The sequence below is a fragment of the Halorubrum trapanicum genome (genome assembly GCF_002355655.1).
In the GTDB taxonomy this organism is placed as follows: Archaea; Halobacteriota; Halobacteria; order Halobacteriales; family Haloferacaceae; genus Halorubrum; species Halorubrum trapanicum_A.
In genome coordinates this window covers 1,876,340-1,894,010 of sequence record NZ_AP017569.1, presented here as the reverse complement: position 1 = coordinate 1,894,010, position 17,671 = coordinate 1,876,340, and the positions used below count along the sequence as shown (strand labels likewise).

The window sequence follows — 17,671 nt, the reverse complement described above, 5'->3', positions numbered from 1 at the left end:
AGCGCGTTGACCGCGTTCACGAGAGCTGATCGCCGACGATCCGGTCCGCCTCGGCCAGGAACGCGTCGCGCTCGTCGATCGGGATGGTCGCGCCCGCGGCCACGTCGTGACCGCCACCGTCGCCGCCGACGGTCTGGCTCGCCTCGCGCATCACCGCGGAGAGGTCGAGCCCCCGCCGGACGAGCGCGTGCGAGCCGCGAGAGGATACCTTCAGCTCCTCCGCGCTCTCCTCGGCGAAGGCGATCACCGGCTTCGAGCGGTCGACCGCCGGGGAGCCGACCGCCATCCCGGCGACGATGCCGACGATCGTCTCGCGGATGCGCGACCCCGCGTCGAACCACTGGAGGTTGTCCTCGTGGGTGACGCCCTCGTTTTTGACCCACTGGAGCCCCTCGGAGAGGTTCCGCCGGTGGGTGCGGAGCAGCCGGCGCGCCTCCGCGAGCGCGTCGCCGCGATCGCCGAGACACACCGCGAGTCCGACGTCGCCGCGCTCGTAGCGCGCGGTCGCGTTGAGCAGCGTGGAGAACTCGCTGACGTCCCGGAGCTCGGTGCCGGGCTCCTCGTCGACGAGCGTGTAGGAGGTGCCGACGAGCGCCTCGATCCGCTCGGACGGGACGCCGGAGGCGACCGCCCGGCGCATCAGTGCGGAGGCGAGCCGCTGTCGCTCCTCGCCGTCGAGGTCGACCCAGCGCCGCCACTCCCCGTCGCGTTTCACGTCGACGTCGAGGTCGGTGAGGAAGGAGATGGCCCCCGCCTCGTCGTTCGAGATCCCCGGGATCTTCACGTCGGAGGCGTACTCCAACAGCTTCGGGAGCGGCCGGGTCTGTCTGCCGTACAGGTCGAGATCGGTCCGGGCCTCGAGGACGCCCGCGTCGACGCCGTCGGCGACGATCGACTCGTTGGCGCCGACGAGTTCGCCGTCGGAGTCCTGCATGTCGCCGACCGCGCCGACGACCGCGAGCGCGGCGAGGTCTCGGTTGTCGCCGTCGGGCCCCTCCAGCGCGCGGGCGAGGAGGTAGCTCGCGCCGGCGCCGGAGAGCTCGCTCGCGCCGTCGATCCCCTCCAGCAGGGGGTTGAGGTGGTAGCGCGTGTCGCGGTCGGCGGGCTGGTGGTGGTCGGCGATCACGGGGACGAAGTCGCCGCGCTCCTCGTGGTCGGCGATGACGTCGAGCTGGCCGGAGCCGAAGTCGGTGAACAGCACCACGTCGAACTCGCGGGCGGCGATGCCGGCGATCGAGTCGGCGTCCAGCTGCTTCTCGAAGACGACCTCGTGGTCGATCTCGGCCCGGGCGAGCGCGGTGGACGCGATCGCGGCGCTCGTGATCCCGTCGGCGTCGATGTGCGACGCGAGCAGCACCCGGCCGGCCTCGCGCAGGCGGTCGGCGCAGTCGGTCGCGCGGTCGTCGAGGTCGGGGACTGGAGCGGCGACTGCCATTACCACCGGTTGGCGCCCGATCGGGCATAAACGCACGCTTCGGTGCGGCGGGCGCGGACCGGCGCGGCGGGGGCAATCCAGCATCGCGCTCGCCCCCGCGACGCCGTCGGCACCGGGTCGCCCGCGTCGCCTCCGCCGAAGGGGCATCAATTGCCGTAACTGACAGTTATAGACGTGCGTAGACGTATGAGCAACAAACATGACACGTGGGTTCAACACCCGGAGTCTCCACGCTGGCGCCGAGCCCGATTCGGCCACCGGCGCCCGCGCCACGCCGATCCACCAGACCACGTCGTACGTCTTCGACGACGCGGACACGGCGGCGGAGATGTACGCGCTCCGGGCGGAGGGTCACATCTACTCCCGGCTCTCGAACCCGACGGTGAACGTCTTGGAGGACCGGATCGCCGACCTCTCCGGCGGGTCGGACGCGGTCGCGACCGGCTCGGGCATGGCCGCGTTCGACGCGATCGCGACCGTCCTCGCGAGCGCGGGCGACAACATTGTCGCCAGCTCGGAGATGTACGGCGGGACCGCGGCGTACCTCACCAGCATCGCGGACCGGCGCGGGATCGAGTCGCGGCTCGTCGACACGCTCGACTACGAGGCGTACGCGGACGCGGTCGACGACGACACCGCGTTCGTCCACGTCGAGACGATCGCGAACCCCTCGCTCGTCACGCCCGACTTCGAGCGGCTCGCCGAGATCGCCCACGAGAACGCGGTCCCCCTCGTCGTCGACAACACCTTCGCGACGCCGTACTGCTGTCGCCCGTTCGAGCACGGCGCGGACATCGTCTGGGAGTCGACGACGAAGTGGATCACCGGCAACGGCACGACCGTCGGCGGGGTCGTCGTCGACGGCGGGCAGTTCCCGTGGGACCACCCCGACGCCGACTACGACGAGCTCGACGGGGAGTCGCCCGCGTACCCGATCGACTTCGTCGAGCAGTTCGGCGACGCGGCGTTCGCCAACGTCGCCCGCCAGCGCGGCGTGCGCCCGACGGGCGGCCAGCAGTCGCCCTTCGACGCGTGGCAGACGATCCAGGGGCTCAACACGCTCCCACTGCGGATGGAGCGCCACTGCGAGAACGCGCGGGAAGTGGCCGAGTTCCTCCGCGGGGACGACCGCGTCGACTGGGTGAGCTACCCCGGCTTCGAGGACCACGAGAGCCACGACAACGCCGCCGAGTACCTCGACGGCTTCGGCGGGATGGTCACCTTCGGCGTCGACGGCGGGTACGAGGCCGCCAAGACGTTCTGCGAGTCGGTCGACCTGACGAGCTTCCTCGCGAACATCGGCGACGCGAAGACGCTCGTCATCCACCCGGCCTCCACGACGCACGCGCAGATGGACGAGGAGCAGCAGCGGCTGGCGGGGGTCTACCCGGAGATGCTCCGGCTCTCGGTGGGGATCGAGGACCCGGAGGACGTGATCGCCGACCTCGACGCGGGGCTGACCGCGGGCGAGCGCGCCGCGAGCGAGGGAGAGGGAATAGGGGGGGCCGCGACCGGCGAGGAGGGGGAGTGAACCGATGAGCGCCGTCCCGACCGACCACGGGGTCGCCGAGCTCGGCGAGTTCACCTTCGAGTGCGGGCAGTCGGTCCCCGACTTCGAGGTCGCCTACGAGACCCACGGCGAGTTCGACGGCGACAACGTCGTGTTAATCTGCCACGCGCTCACCGGGAGTCAGAACGTCGCGCGCTCGCCCGAGCCGGAGCGCGACGCCGAGACGACCGGCGCCGGACAGGCCGGGCAGGCCCGCGCCTGGTGGGACGACGTGGTCGGCCCGGGGAAGGCGATCGACACGACGGAGTACTACGTCGTCTGCGCGAACGTCCCCGGCTCCTGTTACGGGACGACCGGCCCGGCCAGCGAGCGGCCGCCGGACCTCGACCTCCGCGAGGAGCCCGACCACGACCGCTGGGGGACCGCCTTCCCGCCGGTCCAGGTCGAGGACTGGGCGCGGGCGCAGCGCCGCCTGCTCGACCACCTCGGCGTGGGGCGGCTCCGCGCGGTCGTCGGCGGGAGCGTCGGCGGGATGAACGCCTTAGAGTGGGCGAAGCGGTACCCGGACGACGTCGACCGCGTGGTCGCCATCGCGACCGCCGGGCGCCTCGACGCGCAGTGCCTCGCGCTGGACGCGGTCGCGCGCCGGGCGATCCGCGCGGACGCCGACTGGAATGAGGGGCACTACTACGGCGACGACCGGCCGGACCCGACCGAGGGGCTCGCCATCGCCCGCCAGATCGGGCACATCATGTACCTCTCGAAGGCGTCGATGGAGCGGAAGTTCGGGCGCCGCTCGGCCGGCCGCGACTCGCTCACCCGCGAGGACGGCGACCTCGGGCTGCCCCCGGAGCCGACGGCCGGCTTCTTCCCGTACCGCGAGGTCGAGTCGTACCTCGACTACCAGGCGGAGGGGTTCGGCGACCGCTTCGACGCGAACAGCTACCTCTACCTCACGCGCGCGATGGACGAGTACGACCTCGCCGCGGGCCACGGGACCGACGCCGACGCGCTCGCCGCCTTCGAGGGCGAGACGCTCCTGCTGAGCTTCACCGCCGACTGGCACTTCACCGTCGAGCAGTCCGCCTCCCTCGCCGACGCCTTCCGCGAGACCGCGGTTCCGGTCGCGCACCACGTGATCGACTCCGACCACGGCCACGACGCGTTCCTCGTCGAGCCGGAACACGTCGGCCCGCCGGTCCGCGACTTCCTCGCCGAGGGCGTCGACGGCCGCGCGGTCTCCGACGAGGGCGGCGACGACGGCGACGACCCGCGGCCCGACTCCGACCACGCGCCCGTCCACGCGAGTCTGTTCCGGGGATAAGCGGACTCCGTTGAAACCCGCAACTGCTGACAGTGTGGAGAGGCCGTGCCGAATAGAGCGCGAACTCGGTGGACCAGCCGTTAAATCGACCGAGCAGCGGGAGCCGTACCCCGGAAGTCATTCCAGTGTGATAGATAACCGTTGAGATGACAAACTCGGCCGCAAGGGACTAATCCGAGCGATTACTACTCCTCAACCGAGCCACGCTGTCCGCGAGCAGGAGGATACCGCACGGTAGTAAGTACAATTGAGCTACAACTGATGGAACGGACACGTCGAAAGTACCTTCATCTCATTGCTGCCGGAGCTACCGCGGGCATATCGGGCTGTAGTAACAGCGCAAACACCGCGACGTCCGCTGGCCCCCCGCGGACCTCACTATCGGTATCGCGTGATACCGACGACCAGAGCACAGCCTGTTTCGAGATCAGTTTTGAAATCCCCCAGGGCGTCTCCGGTGTCACCGTCGATCTCCGGTCTGATGTCGTCGATTCCACCGATGGATTTGAACGCCGGAATAACAAGAATAGATACAGTTGGGATACCGAAACGTCTCGACCGTCTCTCTCCGTTATCGTAGATGTCGACGCGATCGACTACACGACCTACGAGAACACCTTCGCTGCCACCGCCTCGTGGGTGTTCGGCCCGACGCCTCGGATCCGATTGTGGTGGGAGACGGCGGGCGATTGGACGTCCGTCCGGCCCTTGATCGATTCGAGCGACGCCCGCGTCGCCATTTCACAAGCATCGCCCGGGGTGGTCGGAGGCGGGTTCTTTTACCTTGGTCCGCACCAGTCCTATACGACAGATACCGGCGGCCAGGTACTCCGTCTCGTCGTCCCGGATCAAGCCTCGCTTAGTACCCCTCCGTCAACGCTGCTGAATGCGATCGCGAACGCGTCTCAGTACATGGTCGACTCCCCCCACGAGTCGGTCTTGGTCTTTTCGCCGCCGGATCCCGTCCGGAGTGGTGGCCTCGCACACCCGGAAGCGGGCGAGTTCTGGGTGTATGACGGGTCTCGGTTAGCGGTTCCTGAACCGGTTTGGTTCCACGAGTACGCACATCTCTGTCAACAGTATCGGACGACGACGGAGATGCGGTGGGCGATTGAGGGCTTCGCTGATTGCTACGCGACGCTGGTGGCATATAGTGAGGACCTGATATCAGAGGAGACGACGTATGATCACTTCACGGAGTCAGAACACAAGTCAGCGGTGCTGTCGGAGCCGTCGAGCTGGTCCTCGGACCACGTTCCGTTCTCGAAGGGGGAATCCGTGCTTTACGTTTTGGATCGGAAGATCCGGGAGCAGACCGGGAAAGATAGCTGGTTAGGGGATGTCTCGTATCGGATGAACCGGCTCGACGAGCCGGTCTCGTACCGTTCGTTTAGATCGATTGTCGTCGATATCGCGGGTTCCGAAGTCGGCTACTGGGTCGACGAACACGTGACCACGTCTGCCTGGCCGGATTCCCTTGAATAATATCAACGCCAACGGTGAGTGTGGGAGTAGTCGTTTTGACCGGGATATTCGGCAGTGGTGCCGAGTATAGTCCCTGTATTGAGCAACCGGTACCAGTCAGTTGCTGAGGATTTCAGCGGCGCCAAACGGCCCCGACAGCGCGCGGGTAGACGGGGACCTTCGGTCTCTCTGATAGCCGTACACGATCGGCGATCGCACGCGAGAGAGACCGTGGGCACTTAAAAAACGGCCGCGGCGACCGGGCAGGCGTGAGGTGCTGTGCGAGGAGAGATCTCGGGGGCTTCACCGGCAAGCCGCAGTCGCCCGTTTATTAGCAAGCGATCGAGGCGAGACAGGCATTCACGGATGAGTCGCAAAGAGTCACGATCAATCATGATAACGTTCATAGTTCCCGGCCTCATGGTGTGTAAGGTATGCCAGGCGGACACGCTCAGACCCTGCGACCGTTCATGTGGCGCGCGGAACGACTGTACCCCGACACCGAGATCGTCTCGCGCACCCACGAGGGACGCACCCGGCACACCTACGCCGAGTACGCCGACCGGACCGCCAAGCTCGCGAACGCCTTAGACGACTACGGGATCGAGCGCGGCGACCGCGTCGCGACGTTCTGCTGGAACCACACGCGGCACTTCGAGACGTACTTCGGCGTCCCGAACACGGGCGCGCAGCTCCACACGATCAACCCCCTGCTACCCGACGAGCATATTCAGTACATCGTCGACGACGCCGACGACGAGATCGTCTTCGTCGACCCGTCGCTGGCGGAGAAGATCGCGGGCGCCGCCGAGGGCGCCGAGGAGTTCGACGACGTCGACTTCGTCGCCATGGGCTCGGAGGGGATCGAGGCGCTTGACGCGCCGGCCTACGAGGAGTTCATCGGCGACTACTCGACCGAGTACGACTGGCCGGACCTCGACGGCGACCAGCCCGCCGGCCTCTGTTACACCTCCGGCACGACGGGGCGGCCGAAGGGCGTCGAGTACACCCAGTCGATGCTGTGGAGCCACACGATGGCCTCCCAGACGCCGCAGGGGATCCCGATGGAGGACTCCGACGTGGTGATGCCGGTCGTCCCCATGTTCCACGTGAACGCGTGGGGGATGCCGTTCACCGCGGCCGCCGCGGGCGCGAAGCACGTCTACCCCGGCCCCTCGCCGGACCCGGCGGACCTCGCGGCGCTGATCGAGGAGGAGGGCGTGACGATCTCCGCGGGCGTGCCGACGGTGTGGCTCGGCCTCCGCGAGTACGTCGAGGGCGGCAACGACGTGGACCTCTCGACGCTCGACACCGTGATCGTCGGCGGCGCGGCCGCGCCGCAGGCGCTGATCGAGTGGTACGACGAGCGCGGCGTCGAGGTGCTCCACGCGTGGGGGATGACGGAGCTGTCGCCGATCGGCACCGTCTCGCACCTCACGGACGACCTGCGCGACGCCGACTACGAGACGCAGGTGAGCAAGCGCGCGAAGCAGGGGCTCGTCGTCCCCGGCTTAGAGTTCGAGGTCATCGACGAGGACGGCGAGGAGGTGCCGTGGAACGGCGAGGACTTCGGCGAGCTTCGGATCCGCGGTCCGTGGGTGACGAAGGAGTACTTCGCGCGCCCGGAGGCCAGCGAGGAGGAGTTCGTCGACGGCTGGCTGAAGACCGGCGACGTGGTCACCGTCGACGAGGACGGCTACATGCAGCTCGTCGACCGCACGAAGGACGTGATCAAGTCCGGCGGCGAGTGGATCTCCAGCGTCGAGTTGGAGAACGCGATCATGGCCTACGACGGCGTCAGCGAGGCGGCCGTCGTCGGCGTGCCCCACGAGCGCTGGCAGGAGCGGCCCGTGGCGTTCGTCGTCGTGGCCGACGGCGTCGAGCGCGAGGCGCTCGTCGACCGGATCGAGGCGGGCCTCCGCGAGGAGTACCCCAAGTGGTGGGTGCCGGACGCGGTGGAGTTCATCGACGAGGTACCGAAGACCGCGACCGGGAAGTTCTCGAAGAAGGACCTCCGGGAGCAGTACGGCGACCAGTCGCTCGTCGAGGGCGCGGTGCCGGAAGACGACGCGCCCGAGGAGTAAGTCGCCCGCGGCCGCGATCTACTCGCCGTCGCGCTCGCCGATCACCCACTTGTGCGAGTAGCTCTCGCCGCACGTACAGTGGGCGTACGCGTGGACGACGTCGCCCTCGGCGTAGAGGCCGCCGACCTCCTCGTTTTGCGCCTCCGCGAACGCGAAGACGAACCGGATCGCGTGGTCGTCGTCGGTCGCGTCGTCCGCGTCCGCGTCGTCCGCGAACGGACACGCCCCGTCGTCGAGCGAGCGCGCGATCTCGCCTTCGGCGTCCATCGCGGTCTTCGCAAACTCCATCGCACCCATGCCCGTGCCGGCCTGAAACGCGGACCGACCGGTCTCGCCGTCGAGTATCAGGCGGACGCCGCCGTCCGTCTCCTCCCCGACCTCGCGCAGCCGGGAGTCGTCGTCGAGGTACGCGTCGCTCAGGTAGAAGACCACGTCGTCGAGCCGCTCGCCCGCGAGGAACTCGTCGAGGTTGCTCATGCCGGCCGGAGGCGCGTGAGCGGTAAAAGGCGTGCGAGTCGCGGCCGCAGCGAACACGCGTGCGCCGACGCCCGTCGAACCGCGGGCGACCACCGATCGGTGCTAAATCATGTAGAATCGGGGTAACTGTTAAGACGCATCACGGAGATCCGTCGCGTGATGAGTACGCAGACCAGATCCGGCGACCGGCTCGCGGAGTGGGCGCAGCTGGTCGACGAGGACGTTCCCGAGGAGCTCCGAGAGGAGCGCTCCGCGGACGGATAACTTTCACCCCGCTTCGCGAAGGCTTTAGGCCGGTGCCGGCCAAGAGCCGTCGATGGCGACCGAGGCCGCCGGGATCGACAGGGATCTGCTCGTCGACGACTTCCTCCAGCGACGCCGCTACCAGCTCCAGCTGGCGGACGCAGCCGCCGACGAACACACCCTCGTCTGTCTCCCGACCGGCCTCGGCAAGACGACGGTCAGCCTGCTCGTCACCGCCGAGCGGCTCCACGAGGCCGGCGGGAAGGCGCTCTTTTTAGCCCCCACCAAACCCCTCGTCCAGCAGCACGCCGACTTCTACCGCGAGGCGCTACAGATCCCGGACGACGAGATCGTCGTGTTCACCGGCGACGTGAAACCCGACGACCGCGCCGCGCTCTGGGAGGACGCCCGGATCGCGATCGCGACCCCGCAGGTCGTCGAGAACGACCTCGTCGGCAACCGGATCTCGCTGCGGGACGTGACCCACCTCACCTTCGACGAGTGCCACCGCGCGACCGGCGACTACGCGTACGTCTACATCGCGGAGCGCTACCACGCCGACGCCGCCGACCCCCTCGTGACGGGGATGTCCGCCTCCCCCGGCGGCGACACGGAAGAGATCGAGACGGTCTGTGAGAACCTCGGGCTGGTGAACGTCGAGGTGATGACCGAGGAGGACGCCGACGTCGACGAGTACACCCACGACACCGACGTCCAGTGGGAGCAGGTCACCCTCCCGGACGAGGTCTTAGAAATCCGAGACGCGCTCAACGAGGTGATCACGGACCGGTTGGAGAAGCTGAAACGGCTCGGGGTGACGAACACGACGAACCCCGACCTCTCGCAGAAGGACCTCAACAAGATGCGGGGGCAGCTGAAACAGATGATGGACAACGACCAGTCGGACGGGTACAAGGGGATGTCCACCCACGCCGAGGTGATGAAGCTCCGGCGCGCGACCGAGCTGGTCGAGACGCAGTCCGTCGAGTCCGTCCGGCGCTACTTCGAGCGCCAGCGGGAGGCCGCGCGCTCGTCGGGCGCGTCGAAGGCGAGCCAGCGCATGGTCGCGGACCCCAAGGTCCGCGAGGCGATGCGGAAGGCGGAGTCGTTCGACGGCCTCCACCCGAAGTTCTCGAAGGCCCGGATCCTCCTCGCGGAGACCCTCGGCATCGACGGCGGCGAGCGCGCGATCCTCTTCACCGAGTCCCGCGACACCGCCGAGGCGCTCGTGGAGTTCCTCTCCGCCAGCTTCGACGTGCGGAAGTTCGTCGGGCAGGGCGACAAGGAGGGATCCGACGGGATGAGCCAGACACAGCAGCAGGAGACGCTCGACGAGTTCAAGGCCGGCGAGTTCGAGGTGCTCGTCTCCACGTCGGTCGCCGAGGAGGGGCTCGACGTGCCCGAGGTCGACCTCGTCTGCTTCTACGAGCCCGTCCCGACCGCGATCCGCTCGATCCAGCGCAAGGGACGGACCGGCCGGCAGGCCGAGGGGAAGGTCGTCGTCCTGATGGCCGAGGACACCCGCGACGAGGCGTTCTTCTGGATCTCCCGGCGCCGCGAGAAGAAGATGGCCAGCCAGCTCGCCGAGCTGAAGGAGGCCACCGACGACATCGAGGAGTCCGTCGGCGGCGACGGGCAGGCCGGCCTCGACGCGTTCGGCGGAGGGTCCGGGGGCGAGGACGAGAACGCGGACGCCGAAGTCGACGACGGCGCAGAGACGATCGACGAGGAGAGCGACGACAGCGGGGACGACGACGGCGGGAACGACGACGCCGGACTCACCGACTTCGCCGAGGAGGTGCGCGAGCGCGACGAAGGCGACGCCGAGGCGTCACCGACCGACGAGACGGAATCGGCCGACGAGACGGACGCGGACGACGGCGTCGTCGCGACCGCGGGCGTCGACGAGGGCGTCGAGGTCGTCGTCGACCAGCGCGAGCTCGACTCCTCCATCGCGAAGGACCTCTCCACGCGCGACGGGCTCGTCACCCGGCTGGAGACGCTCTCGGTCGGCGACTACGTGCTCTCAGACCGCGTCGCGGTCGAGCGCAAGTCCGCGGCCGACTTCGTCGACTCGATGCTCGACGCCGACCGCTCGATGTTCGAGCAGGTGGGCGAGCTCTCGCGGGCGTACGCCCGGCCCGTGATGGTCGTCGAGGGGACGAACCTCTACGGCCAGCGCGACATCGACCCCAACGCGATCCGCGGCGCGCTCGCGTCGCTCGCGGTCGACTTCGACGTGAGCGTCCTCCGCACCGAGGACGAGGCCGACACCACCGAACTGCTCGCGACGATCGCCAAGCGCGAGCAGGAGACGCGCGACCGGGAGGTGAGCGTCCACGGCGAGAAGACGACGAAGACCCGCGCCGAGCAACAGGAGTACGTCGTCTCCTCCATCGCCGACATCGGCCCCGTCACCGCCCGGTCGCTGCTGGAGCACTTCGGCACCGTCGAGGCCGTGATGACCGCGCGCGAGGCGGACCTGCTGGAGGTCGACGGCGTCGGGCAGGTGACCGCCGAGCGCATCCGCGAGGTCGTCGGGAGCGAGTACGAATAGACTTGATCGACGGTACGAACGGCAACAGCGACGAAAGGATATTGTATACGAGGTAGTATACGACCAAACATGAGCAAGAGCATCCGCGTCGACGAGGAGACACACGCCGCGCTCGCGTCGCTGAAAGGCGACGACGAGACCTTCGACGACCTGCTGACGCGGTTGCTTCGCGAGCGCCGCGAGGATATCCGGTCCGGGGCCGGTCTGTGGGAGGGAACCGACGCGCCGGACCGCGCCCGAGAGAAACGCCGGGAGATGAAACGCGGGGTCGACTCGCGGTGACCCTGTACGACAGTAGCGTCCTCATCGATTACCTCGCGGGACGATCCCCCGTCGTCGAGTATGTCGAGTCTCACGCCGACGAGCGTGCGGTCGCTCCGCCGCTCGTGCTGTTCGAAGTATATCAAGGAGAGGTCTTCAAGGCGGGAGCGACGGACCTCGGCGCGGTCGACGAGGCTCTGGACTGGGTTGACGTGATCGACACGTCGGCGGCGGTCGCTCGCGAAGCGGCGTTGCTTCAGGATGCGCTCCGTGATCGGGGAGACCCCCTCGCGGCTCGCGACGCGTTTATCGCGGGGGCTGCCGTCACACTGAATGATCGGCTCGCCGTGTCGGACGCCGACTTCGACGTCGACGGGATCCGTGACGCTCTCGACGTCGATTTCGTCTGAAGGGACTCAGCATAATACGAGGTGGAGCCTCCGACCTCAAGTCGTGCGGGACCGTAGGTCCCGCTGACCATCCGAACGGGCCTGCGGCCCGTGAGGAGAGAGCGAGCGAAGCGAGCGAGTAGGTCGGAGAGGGAACCGACCCGGCACTACACAAGTCACGTTCGATTGTCGGCCGACTCCCCACCGAATCGTTACTAATATAAAAACAAGTGTACACATCTGAATCACGGATGGAGGTCCGCCGCACCGTCCCTGTCAAGCTCAATGTGTCCGATAGCGACGCCGACCTCCTCCATGAAACTATCTCCGAGTTCCTGTGGGCCGCCAACTATGTCGTCGACCACGCCTGGCAAGGCGAGTATAAAACGACGAGCAAAGCCGAACTCCAACGTGAAACCTACGACGACGTGCGGGCTGAGACACGGTTACAAGCGAATCTCGTTCAGAACGCTCGCAACAAGGCCGCCGACGCCGTCCAAAGCGTCGTCGCTCGGTGGAAACAAGGCGACTACGCAGGGAAACCATCCTTTTCCGCTCCCACACTCGTCTACGATAAGCGGTGTGCGACGTTCAACGACGACCACGCGACGCTCTCGACCGTCGAAGGCCGCATCACCGCCGAGTACGTCCTTCCAGACGGGGGCCACGAGACGCCCCACTCGGAGTATCTGTTCAACGACGACTACGAAGTGACAGGCGGAGAACTTCACTATCGAGACGGCGAGTTCTACCTTCATGTCCGAACAAAGGCGGACGTGGAGTCCGAGACTGCCGATGAAGGTGACGACGAGCACAACACAGTCCTCGGCGTTGACCTCGGCATCGAAAACGTCGCCGTCACATCAACAGGCACGTTCTGGAACGGGTCAGAATTGAACCACTGGCACCGCGAGTTCGAAAAGCGGCGCGGGTCGCTCCAACAGCGCGGGACGCGGGCCGCTCACGAAACCATCCAATCGGTCGGACGAACGGAGACGGGACGCTACGACCACTTCTTACACACCGTCTCGAAGGAACTCGTCGCAGAAGCCGTCGAATACGACTGTGACGTAATCGCGTTCGAGAACCTGACGGGAATTCGCGAGCGGATGCCGAACGCCAAGAAGTTCCACGAGTGGGCGTTCCGGCGCCTGTTCGAGTATGTCGAGTACAAAGCCGAAGCCGTCGGCATCTCAGTTGAACAGGTGAGTCCCGCCTACACCTCCCAGCGGTGTTCGAAGTGTGGAACAACACTCCGAGAGAACCGCGAGACGCAAGCGCGGTTCCGCTGCCAGAAGTGCGGTTACGAAGTGAACGCCGACTACAACGCGGCGAAGAACATCGGTCTGAAGCATCTCCGCTCGGCGCAAACGTCGTCGGCCGGAGGCGCACCCGTAAACGTGCGCTTGAATCGCGGGACGTTGAACGTGAACGGCGATTACGAGCCTGCCAGCGATGGCCAGAACGGGAGTCCACGCGAAAGCCCCGCCCGCAACGAAGCGAACGGCGAAGCCGTGAGCGAGTAGGGCGGGGTAGTTTACTCGAACCCGCTCACCAGCGTCACCACCCACTGCCCGAGGTCGTACTCGGCCCGGACCTCCACGCGCGTCACCCACTTCACCCACTGGAACCCGCGCCGGTCGGGCGCGACGAGTCGGGCGGGCGCGCCGTGGCCGTGGCTCAGCCGCTCGCCGCCGACGTGGGTCGCGAGCAGGGCGTCCTCGGCCTCCTCGATCGGGAGGCTCCAGCGGTAGCCGGTGACGGACGTGAACCGGACGTAGGCCGCGTCGTCGTCGAGTTCGCCGGCCGCCTCGAGGAGCTCGCCGACCCGGGTCCCGCCCCACTCTTGGACCGTGTACCAGCCGCTGGTACAGTCGAGCAGCGCCTCCGTCTCGTGGCCCGCCGCCAGCTCGTCCGCCGTCAGTTCGACGGGGTCGCTCACGAGGCCGTCGACGGTCAACCGGTAGTCGTCGCGGTCGATCGGGTCGGGGTCGTCGGCGACCCACGAGGTGATCGGGAACGCCCCGTTTCCGTCCCCCTCGCGGGGCTGTGACCCGGTGAATCGGCGGTCGGCGCCCGCGGTGTCGAGCGCGTCGTTGACCCCCTGCTGGAGCCGGTAGGTCGCGCCGCCCGCGGCGAGCAGCGCGAAGTAGCGGACCGCGGTCCGCCGGCGCTCGAAGTCGACGCGGCGCGGGAGCCGGAACCGGGTGGCGGCGTGCGCGGCCACGAGCGGCACCAAGGCGAGCCCGAACCCGACGTGAACGGACAGCAGCGTCCAGTACGAGACCCGTACGTCGAGCCCGAACACCCACGCGACGCCGGTCCCGATCGCGCCGAGCGCGGCGACGAGCGTCAGGACGGACAGCGCGGTCGACCGCTGCCACAGGGTCGGGTCGGTGAGCCGTCGGCGGACCCGCGCGAGCTTCCACCCGAGCAGCGCGACGATCCCGAGCCCGAGCGCGCGGTGGAGCCAGAAGAGGGGCCACCCCTCGGGGACGCCGACGGTGAACGAGACCAGGCCGGTGCCCGCCTCGGCGACGACGAACGCGAACAGCGACCAGTCGACCGCGCGCGGCGGCGGCTCCAGGCGGTCGAGCGCGGTCCGGAGGCGATCCTGGGCGGCCATCTCGGAACGGGCTACGGGCTAGCGAGACAAAACGGTGCGGCCGGTCGACCGCGGCGTTCGGCGCGCGACGACCCGAGTCACAGCTCGTAGGTCTCGCCGTCGACCGCCAGCGGCTCCTCGAACGCCTCGTCGGCGGGGTAGAAGTGCGCGAGGTGGACGAGCCGCGTCCGGTCGGCGTCGAGGTCCTCGGCGAGCGCGAGCGCCCCCTCCCGAGTCATGTGTTTCGTGCCGAACGTCCGCGGGACGCCGTCCGGCCCCTCGTGGCGGCCGCCGATCGGGTGGTGCTCGCACAGCGAGGCGGGGACGATGGCGTCGGCGAGCAGCAGGTCCGCGCCGGCGAGCGCCTCGCGGGAGCGCTCGGGGACATCGTAACTGGTGTCGCCGGTGAGCGAGAGCTTCGCGCCCGTTTCCGGATCCTCGATCACGACGCCGTAACACAGCAGCGGCGGGTGATCGACGGGGACGAACCGCACCTCGAACCCGCAGGTCTCGAACGGCTCGAAGGGGTCGCGGGCGTGGACGCCGATCCGGTCCTCGAGGTAGTCGTACTTGTCGCGGATCGTCTCCGCGACGCTCTCGTCGGTCGCGGGGTCGGTCTCCGAGGGCGCGTGGACCGGGAGCCCGTCGACGAGCCGGTAAACGTTCCCCAGCCCGTCGAGGTGGTCGAAGTGGATGTGCGTCACGAGCCCGGCGTCCGGGAGCGGGACGTCGGCCGCGAGGAACTGCTGTCTGAAGTCGGGACTGAAGTCGACGAGCAGCGACTCGCCGGTGCGCTCGTTGGCGACGTGGACGGAGAAGCGCGACCGCGACACCCCGCGCTCGCGGGCCGCCTCGCAGGTGTCGCAGTCGCAGCCGACCGTCGGCGTCCCCGTCGTGTCGCCCGTCCCGAGGAGGGTGACCCGCATGGGACGCGCTCGGCGGGCCACGGCCTTAGCGTCCGCGGTCGGGAGCGGCGGGATCCGGGGAGCGCCGCGAGCGCGCTCCGGCCGCGTCGCGAGCGCAGCCCGGCCGCGTCGCGACGGCACCCCCGAGGTATAACCCCGATCCGCCCCGATCCGAACTATGCACACCAGCAGAGAGCTGACGCTCGCGCGGCTCCCCTCCGGCGTGCCGATCCGGACGACGGTCCACGCGTACGGCGAGGGCGAACTCGTCGACGGCGACGACGGTCCCGAACTCGACGCGCCCGACGACGCGCCCGTGGTGTACGCGCAGGCCGCCCAGCACGGGAGAGAGGTGAACGGGACCGCGGTCCTCAGGCGGCTCCACGAGCGACTCGTCGGAGACGGAGCCGATCCCGTCGACGGGGACGAAACGGGGCACGGACACGGTCCGACGGCCGCCGACCTCGCCGGCACGCTCGTGACGGTGCCCGTCGCCGACCCGCTCACCTTCGACCACGTCTCGTACACGACGCCGGAGTCGCTCGACTCGCGGCAGCCGAACATGAACCGCTGCTGGCCCGGCGACCCGGAGGGGTCGCTCCACGAGCGGATGGCGGCCCGGCTCTGGCGGTTCGCGGGCGCGGCGGACGCGGTCGTCGACCTCCACACGGGGTCGCCGTCGATGGCGACGCATACGGTGTACATGCGCGGCGACGGGGCCTGCCGCGGGCTCGCGGAGGCGTTCGGCACGGACCTCCTGCTCGCGGAGGCCGCGGGCGACGACGCGGACACCGAGTGGGACGAGCGGGGGTTCGCCGGGAAGCTCCGGGTCGCCGCCACGCGCGAGGGGATCCCGACGATCACGCCCGAACTCGCGCACAGCAAGGAGATCGTCCCGGAGGCGGTCGAGGCCGGCGTGGCTGGAACCCTCGGCGCGCTGCGGCACGAGGGGCTCTTGGCGGGCGAGCCCGACGCGTGGGACGGCGTCGTCGCGCGCAACCACCTCGGGCGCGTGATCGCCGACGACTCCGGGCTGTTCGTCCCCGAGCCCGACCTCGCGGTCGGCGACCGGGTGCGCGAGGGCGAGCGGGTCGGCGAGGTGTTCGACCCGACGACGTTCGAGACGCTCCAGGTCGCGCGCGCCGACCGCGACGGGATCGCGTACTCGGTCGCCCGGGAGGCGACCGTCACCGCGGGCGCGACGCTCGTCGGCGTCGCGGAGCGGATCGACGGGGAGTAGCGCGGGAGGGGCTTGAAACCTCGTCTTACGGCCGCCGGACGCGGATCTGTCCGTCCGCTGCGACCGTGACGAAGAGTCGGCTGCGGACCTCGCGGCCGCGGACCGCGTCGCCCGCGCGGTCGCCGATCGTCTTCATCAGCTCGGGCGCGGTCTGGTTCACCTTCACGCCCGCCTCGTCGCAGGCGTCGTACACCCGCTTGGGCGCGTCGTAGAGGTCGGTGCCGGTCTCGATCTCGACGCGGACCGGCGCCGACAGCGCCTCCGCGAACGCGACCGTTTCGCGGGCGCGCTCGACGTTGTCGCGGGCGCTCGCCTCGACGCTGGAGACGTTCGCGCGCGAGGTGCCGAGCCGGTCCGCGATGTCCGACTGCCGGAGCCCGCGCTCGCGGAGCGCCAGCACCTCCGCCTGCCGACGGGTGAGCACGCTCTCGTCGGCGTCGAAGCCGGCTCGCTCTAAGATCGAGTCGGCGTCGACGTCCGCGGGGTCGGGTCGCCCGTCGTCTGCGGCCATGTGGTCACCGACGGGCCGGTCGCTCAAAAAACGGCGGTTTCCCGCGGGGTCGAGGGCGGGGTCGTGTCGGTCGGAAAATCGACGGCGTCCGGACTGTCCGTGGGGCGGGGCTCCCCCGAGACGCCGTCACTTGCCCCAGAAGTTCTCGCGGCTGCCGAGCCGTTCGCGGTCCGTGCGGTCCGGGCGACCGCGCTCGTCGTCCTCGTCGTCCGCCGCGTCGCCCTCGGCGGCCTCGTCGTCCCCCTCCTCCGCTTCCGGGTCGTCGGGGAGGCGCTCGACCACCTCTTGGGCCGTCGCGTGACTGGACTTCACGCGGTGGATCTTGACCTCGGCGCGCGCCGGGGGGAGGAGGCCGTCGACGAGGACGATGAACCCGTCGTCGGTGCGGCCGACGCCGGCACCGCTCTCGTGGATGTCGTCGACCTCGACGACGACCGCCTCGCCGGGCTGGACCGGCTGCTGTTTCAGTTCGTAGATCGGCATGTCGTAGTGGTTACACCACTCCGCGCCGCCTTTGTTGCCGTAGTGTTGACACCCCATCCCCTGGATCCGTTCGTCGAAGCTGGGGCAGTCGTCGGCGAGTGGACAGTCCGCCATACCGTAGGGGAGACCGGCCGCCGTTGTAAACGTTTTCGACTCTCAGACCGAGATTTACGAAAACGGCCG

Annotated in this window: 15 protein-coding genes; 9 read left to right on the top strand and 6 right to left on the bottom strand. The window is 68.7% G+C overall.

The genetic code is table 11. From position 1 onward, the window contains the following. Positions 1-16: 16 nt before the first annotated feature. On the bottom strand, positions 17-1,435 hold the full coding sequence (locus CPZ01_RS09120) for a single-stranded-DNA-specific exonuclease RecJ (RefSeq protein ID WP_096394433.1): 1,419 nt from the start codon (positions 1,433-1,435) through the stop codon (positions 17-19). Between the two features lie 199 nt (positions 1,436-1,634). Here CPZ01_RS09120 and CPZ01_RS09115 point away from each other — a divergent pair, with 199 nt between their 5' ends. From CPZ01_RS09115 to CPZ01_RS09100, 4 genes are all read left to right on the top strand, one after another. Next, complete coding sequence (locus CPZ01_RS09115) at positions 1,635-2,966, top strand: O-acetylhomoserine aminocarboxypropyltransferase/cysteine synthase family protein (protein ID WP_096394432.1); 1,332 nt, start codon at positions 1,635-1,637, stop codon at positions 2,964-2,966. A 4-nt stretch (positions 2,967-2,970) separates the two neighbouring features. Next, positions 2,971-4,269, top strand: coding sequence for a homoserine O-acetyltransferase MetX (metX, locus tag CPZ01_RS09110; protein WP_096394431.1), 1,299 nt, complete (start codon positions 2,971-2,973; stop codon positions 4,267-4,269). 261 nt (positions 4,270-4,530) lie between these two features. Next, complete coding sequence (locus CPZ01_RS15005; RefSeq protein ID WP_157745947.1) at positions 4,531-5,754, top strand: hypothetical protein; 1,224 nt, start codon at positions 4,531-4,533, stop codon at positions 5,752-5,754. A 413-nt stretch (positions 5,755-6,167) separates the two neighbouring features. Further along, positions 6,168-7,817 (top strand): long-chain fatty acid--CoA ligase, encoded by a 1,650-nt coding sequence (locus CPZ01_RS09100; protein ID WP_096394429.1) that lies wholly within the window; start codon positions 6,168-6,170, stop codon positions 7,815-7,817. A gap of 18 nt (positions 7,818-7,835) precedes the next feature. Here CPZ01_RS09100 and CPZ01_RS09095 read toward each other — a convergent pair whose 3' ends face one another. Next, positions 7,836-8,294, bottom strand: a complete 459-nt coding sequence (locus CPZ01_RS09095) for a DUF5807 family protein (protein ID WP_096394428.1) — start codon at positions 8,292-8,294, stop codon at positions 7,836-7,838. 316 nt (positions 8,295-8,610) lie between these two features. Here CPZ01_RS09095 and CPZ01_RS09090 point away from each other — a divergent pair, with 316 nt between their 5' ends. The 4 genes from CPZ01_RS09090 to CPZ01_RS09075 all read left to right on the top strand — a co-directional run bounded on the left by CPZ01_RS09090 (position 8,611) and on the right by CPZ01_RS09075 (position 13,270). Beyond that, on the top strand, positions 8,611-11,094 hold the full coding sequence (locus CPZ01_RS09090) for a DEAD/DEAH box helicase (RefSeq protein ID WP_096394427.1): 2,484 nt from the start codon (positions 8,611-8,613) through the stop codon (positions 11,092-11,094). Between the two features lie 69 nt (positions 11,095-11,163). Then, the gene (locus tag CPZ01_RS09085) at positions 11,164-11,376 is read left to right on the top strand and encodes a DUF7557 family protein (RefSeq protein WP_096394426.1); all 213 of its coding nucleotides are present in this window, start codon (positions 11,164-11,166) and stop codon (positions 11,374-11,376) included. Then, complete coding sequence (locus CPZ01_RS09080; RefSeq protein ID WP_096394425.1) at positions 11,373-11,765, top strand: PIN domain-containing protein; 393 nt, start codon at positions 11,373-11,375, stop codon at positions 11,763-11,765. Before CPZ01_RS09085 ends, CPZ01_RS09080 begins: the two co-directional genes overlap by 4 nt. Positions 11,766-11,995: 230 nt before the next feature. Next, the gene (locus CPZ01_RS09075; RefSeq protein WP_096394424.1) at positions 11,996-13,270 is read left to right on the top strand and encodes an RNA-guided endonuclease InsQ/TnpB family protein; all 1,275 of its coding nucleotides are present in this window, start codon (positions 11,996-11,998) and stop codon (positions 13,268-13,270) included. A gap of 11 nt (positions 13,271-13,281) precedes the next feature. Here CPZ01_RS09075 and CPZ01_RS09070 read toward each other — a convergent pair whose 3' ends face one another. Continuing rightward, on the bottom strand, positions 13,282-14,370 hold the full coding sequence (locus CPZ01_RS09070; RefSeq protein ID WP_096394423.1) for a molybdopterin-dependent oxidoreductase: 1,089 nt from the start codon (positions 14,368-14,370) through the stop codon (positions 13,282-13,284). Between the two features lie 77 nt (positions 14,371-14,447). Next, on the bottom strand, positions 14,448-15,275 hold the full coding sequence (locus CPZ01_RS09065; protein ID WP_096394422.1) for an MBL fold metallo-hydrolase: 828 nt from the start codon (positions 15,273-15,275) through the stop codon (positions 14,448-14,450). A gap of 157 nt (positions 15,276-15,432) precedes the next feature. Here CPZ01_RS09065 and CPZ01_RS09060 point away from each other — a divergent pair, with 157 nt between their 5' ends. Beyond that, a complete protein-coding gene (locus CPZ01_RS09060) occupies positions 15,433-16,494 on the top strand; it encodes a succinylglutamate desuccinylase/aspartoacylase family protein (protein WP_096394421.1) in 1,062 nt (353 codons plus the stop codon). Between the two features lie 25 nt (positions 16,495-16,519). On the opposite strand, the gene CPZ01_RS09055 is transcribed toward CPZ01_RS09060, so the two are convergent. Both CPZ01_RS09055 and CPZ01_RS09050 read right to left on the bottom strand, forming a co-directional pair. Beyond that, positions 16,520-17,005, bottom strand: a complete 486-nt coding sequence (locus CPZ01_RS09055) for a Tfx family DNA-binding protein (RefSeq protein WP_096394420.1) — start codon at positions 17,003-17,005, stop codon at positions 16,520-16,522. Positions 17,006-17,131: 126 nt separating this feature from the next. Next, positions 17,132-17,602, bottom strand: coding sequence for a TRAM domain-containing protein (locus tag CPZ01_RS09050; RefSeq protein ID WP_096394419.1), 471 nt, complete (start codon positions 17,600-17,602; stop codon positions 17,132-17,134). Positions 17,603-17,671: the final 69 nt, after the last annotated feature.